Origin of the sequence: uncultured Lawsonella sp. (genome assembly GCF_947252745.1) — a bacterium.
Lineage (GTDB): Bacteria > Actinomycetota > Actinomycetes > Mycobacteriales > Mycobacteriaceae > Lawsonella.
Genome location: NZ_CAMXWW010000002.1, coordinates 343,902 through 354,737 on the forward strand (window position 1 = coordinate 343,902; position 10,836 = coordinate 354,737).

Here is a 10,836-nt window from a genome sequence, read left to right on the forward strand (position 1 = left end):
ACAAGGACCAAGCTATATGTACATGATCAACGGAACAGAACTTAGCGGCGCAGCTATCTTCGGCTGGGAATTCCTCGGCACCATGGTGCTGCTGCTGCTCGGTAACGGCGTCTGCGCCGCCAACAGTCTCCGTAGCTCCGCTGCCAAGAACTCCGGCTGGCTCCTCATCGCCTTCGGATGGGGTCTTGCTGTCTTCGCCGGTGCCTCCATCGCCCATCCCACCGGTGGACACATCAACCCCGCCGTCACCTTCGCCCTCTGCATCGCAGGCAAGACCCCATGGGGCGCCTTCATCTTCTACATTCTCGGCCAGTTCCTGGGCGCCATGGTCGGTGCCCTGCTCGCCTGGGCTGCCTTCAAGAAGCAATTCGACGCTAACGCCTACAACGAAGACGGCACCGAATCCGGCGCCAACGCCACCATCGGCAACGTCTTCCACACCCGCCCCGCCGTGCAGAGCATGCTGTGGAACCACGTCACCGAAATCATCGCCACCTTCGTACTGGTGCTCTTCATCCTTGTCGCCCTCTGGAACAACGAAGCCGTCAACCTTGGCAACCTCACCTACGCCGCGGTGGCAGCTATCATTGTCTCTATCGGCATGAGCCTCGGCAGCCCCACCGGTTACTCGCTGAACCCCGCCCGTGACCTCGGCCCCCGCATCATGTACGCTTTCGTCCTTCCCATCAAAGGCAAGGGCAAGGGCGAATGGATTAACGCCATTCACCCCACTGTTGGACCGCTAATCGGCGCCGCCTTGGCCGCCGGCGTGTACCTCGCCATCGCCTAGTCCGGACCCCTCCGACCAGGCACTACAGAACTACCAACTCTCTCTAGGAGAAGTCCCGTGACTGACAAGAAGTACATCGCAGCCATCGACGAAGGTACCACCTCAGCACGCTGCATCATCTTCGACCATGACGGCGAGATAGTGTCCGTGGGCCAGATGGAATTCGAGCAGATCTTCCCCCAAAAAGGCTGGGTCGAACACAACCCCATGGAAATCTGGGACTGCGTCCGCCGCGTCGTCGGTGAAGCCCTCGCCGACGCCGACCTCGCCCCCTCCGACCTCGTCGCCCTCGGCATCACCAACCAGCGTGAAACCACCATCGTATGGGACAAGAACACCGGCGAACCCGTCTACAACGGCATCGTCTGGCAAGACACCCGCACCGCCGGAATCTGCCGCCAACTCGCCGGCGACGACGGCATCTACAAATACCAGAAGAAGACCGGCCTGCCGCTGAGCTCCTACTCCTCCGGCCCCAAGATCAAGTGGATCCTCGACAACGTCGACGGCGCCCGCGAAAAGGCCGAAAACGGCGACCTCCTCTTCGGTACCCCCGACACCTGGCTGCTGTGGAACCTTACCGGTGGCTCCAACCCCCAAGGTGACGACACCACCGTACACGCCACCGACGTCACCAACGCCTCCCGTACCCTCCTCATGGACATCACCACCATGCAGTGGGACGAAGAACTCTGCGAAGCCATGGGCATCCCCATGTCCATGCTCCCCGAAATCCGCCCCTCCTCCGGCGACTTCGGCAAAGTACGCGGACACTCCAACCTGGCAGACGTCCCCATCACCGGCATCCTCGGCGACCAGCAGGCAGCCACCTTCGGCCAGCTCTGCTTCCAGCCCGGCGAAGCCAAGAACACCTACGGCACCGGCCTGTTCCTCCTCATGAACACCGGCACCGAACCCAAGTTCTCCGAACACGGACTCATCACCACCGTCTGCTACCAGATCGGCGACGACAAGCCCGTCTACGCCCTGGAAGGCTCCGTCGCCATGGGCGGCTCCCTGGTCCAGTGGCTGCGCGACAACCTGAAGATGATCCCCAACGCCGCCTCCTGCGACAAGCTCGCCGAAACCGTTGAGGACAACGGCGGTGTCTACTTCGTCCCCGCCTTCTCCGGCCTGCTCGCCCCCCGCTGGCGCGACGACGCCCGCGGCGTCATCGTCGGCCTCACCCGCTACTCCAACCGCGGCCACATCGCCCGCTCCGTCCTGGAAGCCACCGCCTACCAGACCCGCGAACTGGTGGACGCCATGGTCGCCGACTCCGGCGTCGAGCTCTCCGAACTCAAGGTGGACGGCGGCATGGTGAAGTCCAAACCCCTCATGCAGTTCCAGGCAGACCTGCTGGACGTCCCCGTCATCCGCCCGCAGGTGGCCGAAACCACCGCCCTGGGTGCCGCCTACGCCGCCGGCCTACACGTCGGCTACTGGGAAGACGTCGACGAACTGAAGGCCAACTGGAACGAGGACAAGCGCTGGGAGCCCAACATGGACTCCGCCGAGCGCGACCGCCTCTTCGCTGAATGGAACAAGGCCGTCGAACGCACCTACGGCTGGGAAAAGTAACCAGCCACACCCCGGCCCGCACGGGCCACACCACAACAACTTCAGACAAGAGAAGTGGGGCGCCCCAACTAGGGCGCCCCACTTGCAGTTTCTCTGGAGTTAGAACGTGATGCTAGGCGTTGTACCGTGGTACTAGACGGGGAAGCTCACCTTCATCGCGCCACCCTGAGCAACAGAGACGCGTGCGGAGAGAGCCTTAGCCAGGTTAATACGCTGCCAGTATCCATCCTTGCCGGTGATGTCCAGCGGGTAGCCGGCGCTCATCGCCGACAGCAGCAGGATGCGATCACGCTGAGCAGCAGTCAGGTTGGGGTACTTGGCGCGCAGCAGGTAGTTCGCGGTGGCCGGAATGACCATCGGAGCATTCTTATTGGTGCCAATACGGGGAAAACCGAAGTTCATCCGCTCGGTGTAGACGCGGATGGACTCTGCCTCGGAGAGGAACGGGGAACCCTGCGCCCAGCACTTCATGATGGTAGTGCCACAAGCCTTCTCGATGATTGCGCGGGTTTCCTTAGCCGTCTCCGCAATAAGCGGGTAGAACTTGGAGTCAGCGAAATGCCACGCCATGGAGGCGGTACCGGTCATACGGCCGGCGATGGTGTCCAGCGGATAGTGAACACCCATCACCACACGGTTGTAGCCCACCTCGGAAGCACGAGCCATAATCTGCGGAGCGAACTCGGGGAACACCGCAGCCAGGATGATGCCCTTGATGTAAGCCCGGTTGGTGTGGCCGGATGGGTAGGAAAGGGCAAGACCCTTGTAGCCGTCATCCTCGAGGAAGTCGTCCTCATCCTCGTAGTAGTACTTGACGTTCTGGGGGAAGGTGTAGAAGGGGCGCTTCAGGTTATAGGAGACCTTCTCGATGAGAGTGGCGTTGGTGAAGTTGAAGCCGCGGGACATGTTTCCGCCCACCAACTGCTGCAGCTTGACCAGCTTGCCGTCCTTGTAGAGATTGTAGTAGATCTTGCCCAGGTGGGTACCCAGGGCATCCGACATAGTGGAGAGGTTCTCCTCGTTGGAGTCCTCCAACGCACGCTGGATCTGCGCCGGAGTGGCGTTGTTGTTGATGGAGAGAACCAGGGCCGCGTTCTTCTGGGAGACCTCCGGGTGCTTGAGGGCCTCGTTAATACCGGAAATCACGTTGGTGTAGCTGATGTTCTCGGGAATGTCAGACTGGTAGAGGGTGAGCAGCTGGTCGGCCGTGAAGCCCTGCTTAAGGTCAAGATCCTCGCTATCGGGGTCCTCGCCGTGGGGCGCCGGATGCTGGTAGGGGTTGTAGCCCGGTTGTGCCCGGAGAATCTTGTAGTTAGCGGGCTTGGTCTTCTTGCCAGCCGCCACAACGACGCCGTCGGCATCACCAGAGAGAGTGATGGGTGCCACGGTGTCTTTTGCACGGGCGTTAACCTTCACGTCCGCCTTGGCAACAACCTTGCCGTCGGGGCTAATAGTGTAGGTGACCATGCTTTCGTGTGGGAGAGTAGCAGGAACAGCCTGCGCGGTGGTTGCCAGCAGCGTGGTCATGCTGAGTGCAGTAGCTGCGGTGACGGCAACCCGCTTAAAGGGGCGAATAGCCATAGTCGTAAACCTCGGAAACGATCTAGTAGAACATTAGTATCCTAATGCCGAAAAGAGGACCCTAAGCAGTTCAGGGCCCTCTTTTTGGAAGGAATTAACCGGCTATTCGCGCGCCGTTAGACCTCGCGCTGGCGAGCACGCAGCCGCCACACGCCCAACGCCACCAGCACAACCGCCAACACCAGCCAGTAGACGCCAGCCCAACCGGGGCTCCACAGCGCCGGCACCTGCTGCTCCTGGCCCGCAAAGAGGGCGGCGTTATAGAACGGCATAGCTGGGTAGGCCAGCGCACTCTTTGGGGTGGCAGACACTACCATCTCACCCACAAACTCCCACACCAGCAGCAAACTGATGGCAAGAGCAGCGGAACGGAACAGCGCACCTAGGCCTACGGCCACACCTACCGACAGGAATGCCAGCACTGGCTGGGCCCACAGGAAGGTGATGGTGGTGTGGTCGCTCAACGACCAGTTCTGGGTGATGGTGGGGAAGATTACTTTCTGACTCCACAGCAACAGTGGTTGCACCAGGAGAGTACCCCCACCAGCTATCGAACCGACGCTGATCCACTTGGCTAGAAGCACCACCGACCAGCGAGGTACTGCCAGGTAGGTGGTATCGAAAGTGCCGTATTTTATGTCGGCGGTGACGTGGTTGATGCCCCACACCATGAAGACGGTGATACCGAGCACGCGGGTCCAGTAGAGAATGCTTTCCACTGGCTGTTCCATCACACCCAATGCGCTAGCTATATTCTGCAAATAAGAAACAACGCAGGTGATGATGATAGGGAAGATAAGTGCGCAGGCCACCACAATATAGGTGGAGGAAAGGTAGCGCAGCTTAGCGTACTCGGTGGCGATAGCCCGGCCGAGCAGTGTGAAGTATGTGCTGAGGCACGTCCCTACAGCCGGTGTGCTAGAGGCAGTCGGCTGGCTAGCATCCCGGGCCGCATTCTTGTCCATTGCTACTTCCTTACGCATGAACTCCACCTCCCGAGGTGAATTCAACTGCGGCAGAGGTCAATTCGACATACCGGGCTTCTAGACGGCCAGCGTCATCGTGTGCGACTGCCGGGTCAACATCATCGATGAGACCGTGAAGAGTGGTATCCGCAAAGACTTCCCCACGCCCCATCACAATGACGTGGTCGGCGGTACGAGCCACCTCTGGGAGCAGATGGGTGGACACTACGACACAGCGACCTTCGGCGGCGAAACCGCGAAATAGTTTCCGCGCCCAGATGATGCCATCCACATCCAAGCCATTAAGTGGTTCGTCTAGCACGATGTTCTGGGGGTCTCCCAAAAGTGTCGTACCAATCGAAAGACGCTGCCGCATGCCGAGGCTAAAGCTGTTGATGTTGCGATCTGCCACAGAATCGAGACCAACAAGGTCAAGAACCTCCGGTACTCGTTTCTTCGAGATGCCTCCAGCGGATGCCATCCACTGGAGGTGTTGGCGTGCTGTGTGATGCGGATAGAACGCTTGCGCATCCACCATGACGCCCAATGATGTGAGAGGGTTGGCCGTACTCCCTGGAGCACGACCATCAATATAAATTGCCCCTTCAGAAGGCGCAGACAACCCCGAAATGAGCCGGATAAGAGTGGATTTTCCGGCTCCATTGGGCCCCAAGAGGTAGGACACCTCGCCATCGTTAAACTCAGTGCTAATCGACTGCAGGGCAACTCTTGTGGAGCCATCCTTAGGCTTCGATGTGGTGGTGTAGCGCTTACTGAGATGTACAAGCTTAATCATGCCGTGGGGAACCTTGCGGAATAACTATGTCCGGACGTTACTTGCAGAACGTGGTGTCTTTACCAATGTTGTAGGCACCGATGTAGTGGCACAACGTTTCGTTGGAGATACGCCAATTGCCGTTGATCTTCTTCCACTTAGCGGGCTTGGTGACGGTGGGATAACCAGGTGCGCTCTGGTGGAACATGGCAGTGGAGATATTCCCAGTAGTCTTCGTGGGGCCTTGGAACTCCCACTTCCAGTTAGCATTGCGATTGCCCATAGCGCGGAAAAACTTGGCGGCCGGGACGCCATCTTTACCAGACTCGAGGTTGATGGCCAACGCTGAATCCGGAGTCTTCGGGTTCAGCAGGTACTTCATCTGTGCAGTCCAATCCGACAATGAAGGATTATTACCCTTCACCATGAAGGGTGCGGCACTCGCTGCGGGGGCAACAGCGAGGGAGAGCACAGTAGCGGCAGCAACGGCTGCAGCAGCTGCGCGGGAACGGGTGACGAGAGACATAGGGACTCCTTACGTGAAACCCTTTCGGGCATTGTTGGTGGGACAGTTAGGTGGTTAACGACGCGAACCGTTCTGCGGATGCGCCCTAACCGTTTACGGAAGAGGTGGTGAGCACCCAGCCGTGGGCGGCATCGCGACGCCGCCAGAATTCCGAATAGCGGCCACCCAGCGCCATCAACTGGCTGTGGGTGCCTTGTTCGGCCACCACACCGTCATCCAGCACAACAATGTTGTCGGCGTTCTGTACGGTGCTCAGCTGGTGCGCAATGACCAGCACGGTGGACGTTTGCGCCAGTTCGGCGATGGACTCCTGCACGGTTTTTTCCATGCTGGCGTCCAGGGATGCGGTTGCTTCGTCGAACAAGACGATGGGAGCCTGCTTGAGGAGAGCCCGGGCAATACTGACACGCTGGCGTTCGCCACCGGACAGCAGGCGGCCGCCTTCACCCACCCGGGATTCCCAACCGTCGGGGAGACGCTGGGCGATCTCGGTGACCCCGGCACGCTCCGCGGCAGCGCGAATATCGGCGGCACTGGCCTGCGGGTTGCCGTAGGCGATGTTGGCCTCCAGGGTGTCGTCAAAGAGGTAGATGTCCTGGAAGACCAGGGACAGCATGCTCATGAGATCCGCGGTGGTGTAGCTGCGGATGTCCTTCCCAGCGATGGTGATGGAGCCGGAGGTGACGTCCCAGAAGCGGGCGATGAGGCGGGTGATGGTGGTTTTTCCTGAGCCGGAGGCGCCGACCAGGGCGGTCATGGAACCGGCAGGCAGCTGGAAGGAGGCGCCGCGGAGGATCTCGGGGAGGTTCGGGCGGTAGCGGAAATGCACATCCTGGACGGCAATGTCGTAGTCGGCGGGGGCGGCCGGCAGGGCAGTGGCAGCCTCGGGGGCAGGCTCCGGCATGGGATCCAGGTTGAGGATCTCGGTGATGTCCTCGAGCTCATGGTCGGTGGTGCGGAGGGTTGTGCCGACTTCGGCGATAACCTGCAGCGGCTTTACGAACTGGGTGAGGAGGCCAATGAGGGCCAGCATGAGCACCGGGTCCGCTCCCCCCATGGCCAGGTAGACGGCCAGAGAGACGACGGCGGCGAAGAGGAGCTGCACCACAATGTTTTGCAAGATCATGGAGATAACGGAGGCCCACAGGGCGCCACGGCCAGCCTTGCGTTGGCGCTCAATGGCCTCGGCGAGGGGCTGGTAGTCGGAGCCGGTGAGGCCGGCAGCCCGCAGGGACACCTGGGCGCGGCCGAATTCCAGCAGGCGGGTGTCGGTGTTGATCTGGGCGGAGTGCACATGCACGTCCGCTCTGTTGTTGAGCCACATAGCCAGCTTGGCGGACCCGTAGATGAGGGGTGCACCGACCAGCAGACAGAGCCCCAGCCGCCAGTCGAAGATGAGGCTGACGATGATGAGGGTGAGGGGGCTGACGATATTGCCGATGTAGGGGACGAGGACGTCCATGGCGGCGGAGGCCACAAACATGGTTCCCTTGACAGCCAGGTGGGAGGCACGGCCGGTGGCGTCGGCGTTGAACCAGCCGAGGGGGAGGTTGATAAGTTTCTGGCCGAGGCGCCGGTGCATGGACTCGATGATGATCATGCTGCTGTCGAAGGCGCGGCCGTTGGCCACCACACTGACGATAATGGATACCAGGGTGGCGGCGGCAAAAACACACAGCCAGATATGGGTCTGGTGCATATCTCCCTGCAGCACGCTCATGAGGACGGGCACCATGGTGCCAAGGGCGGCGCCTTGGCAGACGCCGTTGAGGATGGCGAGGGCGAGGAAGATATGGAAGGGGCGAGCGAAGTCTTTGTCTGCTGAACTGGTCCCGCCAATATCGATGAGTTCGCGGATCATGCCTGTGCCTCCTGCGTAGTGTGTTGCATGGTGGTGGCAGTGTGCGGGGTGCTGGTGTCCTGTGCGAGCAGGGTGTCGCTTTCGGCACTGTGGAGGGTGTCCCACATATGGGCGTACATGCCGCCCTGGGCGCGGAGCTCGTCATGTGTGCCGCTTTCCACGATGCTGCCGTGGTCGAGCACGATGATGTTGTCGACCTGGGCGATGGTGGAGAGGCGGTGGGCGATGACGAGGACGGTGCGGCCGGCCACCAGGCGGCTGAGCGCTTGCTGGATCTCTGCCTCCGACTCGGGGTCGGTGGCAGAAGTGGCCTCGTCGAGGACCAGGATGGGGGTGTCGGATAGGAGGGTGCGGGCGATGGAGATACGCTGGGCTTCGCCACCAGAGAGGAGGGCGTCAACACCCACAATGGTGTCGTAGCCGTCCTCAAACTCCATGATGCGGCTGTGGATGCGGGCCACCTTGGCGGCGTCGATCACCTGCTCGTCGGTGGCGGCGGGGCAGGCCAGCCGGATGTTGTCGCGGACGCTGATCTTCAGCATCTGCACATCCTGCAAGACGATGCCGACGGTGTGGTAGAGGGTGTCGGTGGTCATGTTACGCAGGTCTACGCCACCGATGCGGATGGCACCGCCGGTGACGTCGCGGAACCGCGGCAGTAGCGTGCCGAGGGTGGACTTTCCGGCCCCCGAGGGGCCCACCAGGGCGGTGATGGAGCCGGCGGGAAGGGTGAAGCTGACGTCGTTAATGACGTCCTTGCCTTCCCGGTAGCTGAAGGTCACATGGTCGAACTCCACATCCTTGCGGGTGGGCACCTGGGCGGTAGCCGGCTCTGGTTCGGGGAGTTCGGGCTCGTCGAGGAGGTCGGTGATACGTCCGGCGGCGGCGACGGCGTCCTTCATAGCGGTGTTGGAGACGGCCACGGTGTAGACGGTGCTGGGGATCGTCATCGCAATGATGGTGACGACGAGGAGGTTAATGGGGGTGGTCCAGCCTTCCTGCACAAACCACACGCCGAAGCCCAGGGTGATGAGGGCGGAGGTGGGCAGCAGCATGAAGCTGACGGCGATGGACTGGGCGCGCATGGCTGGGTCGACGAGTTCCCGGAAGCGCTTGGTGAAGGCTTCGGAGGCCTCCTTGAAGCGGGAGAAGCCGGTGCCGGTTTGGTTGAAGATCTTCAGCACCGACACGCCGTTGACGTAGTCGACAATGGCGGCGGAGATGACGGCGAGGCCGGCGGCGATCTGGTCCATCATGTCCCGCTCGCACTTGATGGTGAGCACGCTGTAGGTGACGAAGTAGGCGAGGATGGGAACGAGGGAGATGAGGCCGAGGCGCCAGTCCAGGTAGAAGCAGTAGATGAGGCCGACCAGCGGGGTGATGACGGCGCTGACAGTTTCGACGACGGAGTGGGCGACCAGCTGGTGGAGGGCGTCAACGTCGTTGGCGATGAGGTGGCGCACGCGGCCGGAGCTATTGTTGTCGAACCAGCCGAGGGGCAGGCGGCCCATCTTGTCGGCGAGGGTGAGGCGGAGGTGTGCCTGTAGGCGAACATCGGCGAAGTGGGTGATGAGGAGGGCGAGGGAGGTGAAGCCCAGTTGGATGGCAATGCCGATGAGGAGGAGGAATACGCCATCCCAGGTGGCGTCGGTGTTGGGGGCGACGCCGTGTTGGTAGGCGTCGACGAGTTCGTGGGCGATCTGAGTGAGGGCGATAAAGGGGAGGACGGACGCGGCGGCGCCGATCACTTCAAAGACAAGTGCTATGGCGGTATGTGCAGACACGGGGCGGAGCAGCCTCGTGAGTGAACTACCGGTGGGAGCCTTGGTTTTTTCGTTCATGTAGTGTGTGAGCCTCTATGCGGGGTGGAGGCGGCTTCTCTGGGAGCCTCACGCCCAACCGAATGTATGCAAGGATAACCATACTTAGGTATACCTAAACTGAGTTCAGTGTACTCCTAGCCCCCGGCCACCCGTCAACCGCGCCAAAAGCCCTGGCACTGACTCCGGATACTCCGCCAAATAGAAATGCCCACCCTGCTGAAGGTGCACACCACCCCACTTCCGGCAGTAAGACTTCCACCCCTCCAACCCCTCCAGGAAGCAATCCGGGTCCTCCTCCCCTGCTATCACCACGATTTCATCCACAAACAAACTCGTCTGCGACGACCGGTACGTCTCCGCCAGCCGGTAATCCTCCCGAATAGCCGGAATGAGCAACGCCGCCAGCTCCGGAATGGCAAAAATCTCCGCATTGCGCGGATCCACCCGCACCATCTCCTCCACCAGCTTTTCCGTCGGCTTGTTATGTACCTGCACATAGTCCGGCGGGTAGGAAATGTGGGGGGCATTATGCCCACTCACCACCAGCTGAATAACGGTCGTGCGGGCCGGATCCCACTGCAGGCGGTGGGCCAGCAACCAGATGGCGGTCTCATAGGCCACCACGGCACCCAACGAATGGCCGAAAAAGCGGACGGTGGGAAGAGGATGACGGCGCAAATGCACAGCCAACTCTTCACCGACCTGCGCGGCGAGGGCCTGCACATGGGCGGGCATCGGCTCGGTGAGCCGCGCATCCCGGCCTGGATAGGTGACGCCCCACACCGGGCCCCACTGCCAGTGGCTGCCCCACATGTGGAAAAAGCGGGGGCTGCCGCCAGCATGCGGAAAAACAAAGGTCGGCACTCCAGCCGCCGAGTCAGCGACCGAGCCAACAGTGGGGGTGAAGAGTTCAGAGAGCGCTCCAGCCATCGGA

8 protein-coding genes and 1 pseudogene are annotated in these 10,836 nt (G+C 61.2%); 2 read left to right on the forward strand and 7 right to left on the reverse strand.

Annotation, left to right across the window (positions count from 1 at the left end):
• The first annotated feature begins 22 nt into the window (after nt 1–22).
• Both Q0X28_RS03655 and glpK read left to right on the forward strand, forming a co-directional pair.
• A complete protein-coding gene (locus tag Q0X28_RS03655) occupies nt 23–790 on the forward strand; it encodes an MIP/aquaporin family protein (RefSeq protein WP_298576607.1) in 768 nt (255 codons plus the stop codon).
• Between the two features lie 57 nt (nt 791–847).
• Nucleotides 848–2,371 carry a glycerol kinase GlpK gene (glpK, locus tag Q0X28_RS03660; RefSeq protein ID WP_296239587.1) on the forward strand — a complete coding sequence of 508 codons (1,524 nt, stop codon included), beginning with the start codon at nt 848–850 and terminating at the stop codon, nt 2,369–2,371.
• A 132-nt stretch (nt 2,372–2,503) separates the two neighbouring features.
• On the opposite strand, the gene Q0X28_RS03665 is transcribed toward glpK, so the two are convergent.
• The 7 genes and pseudogenes from Q0X28_RS03665 to Q0X28_RS03695 all read right to left on the reverse strand — a co-directional run bounded on the left by Q0X28_RS03665 (nt 2,504) and on the right by Q0X28_RS03695 (nt 10,832).
• Entirely contained in the window at nt 2,504–3,952 is a 1,449-nt protein-coding gene (locus Q0X28_RS03665; RefSeq protein ID WP_296239588.1) for a phosphatase PAP2 family protein, read from the reverse strand.
• Between the two features lie 116 nt (nt 3,953–4,068).
• Complete coding sequence (locus Q0X28_RS03670) at nt 4,069–4,935, reverse strand: hypothetical protein (protein WP_298576610.1); 867 nt, start codon at nt 4,933–4,935, stop codon at nt 4,069–4,071.
• Entirely contained in the window at nt 4,928–5,713 is a 786-nt protein-coding gene (locus Q0X28_RS03675) for an ABC transporter ATP-binding protein (RefSeq protein WP_296239590.1), read from the reverse strand. Before Q0X28_RS03675 ends, Q0X28_RS03670 begins: the two co-directional genes overlap by 8 nt.
• Nucleotides 5,714–5,750: 37 nt before the next feature.
• The gene (locus Q0X28_RS03680; RefSeq protein ID WP_296239591.1) at nt 5,751–6,218 is read right to left on the reverse strand and encodes a hypothetical protein; all 468 of its coding nucleotides are present in this window, start codon (nt 6,216–6,218) and stop codon (nt 5,751–5,753) included.
• Nucleotides 6,219–6,303: 85 nt separating this feature from the next.
• Nucleotides 6,304–8,079 carry an ABC transporter ATP-binding protein gene (locus Q0X28_RS03685; protein ID WP_298576613.1) on the reverse strand — a complete coding sequence of 592 codons (1,776 nt, stop codon included), beginning with the start codon at nt 8,077–8,079 and terminating at the stop codon, nt 6,304–6,306.
• Nucleotides 8,076–9,920, reverse strand: a pseudogene (locus Q0X28_RS03690) (ABC transporter ATP-binding protein); the annotation flags it as partial. The pseudogene Q0X28_RS03690 and the gene Q0X28_RS03685, both read right to left, overlap by 4 nt.
• Nucleotides 9,921–10,025: 105 nt before the next feature.
• Nucleotides 10,026–10,832 (reverse strand): thioesterase II family protein, encoded by an 807-nt coding sequence (locus Q0X28_RS03695; RefSeq protein WP_298576615.1) that lies wholly within the window; start codon nt 10,830–10,832, stop codon nt 10,026–10,028.
• Between the last annotated feature and the right edge of the window lie 4 nt (nt 10,833–10,836).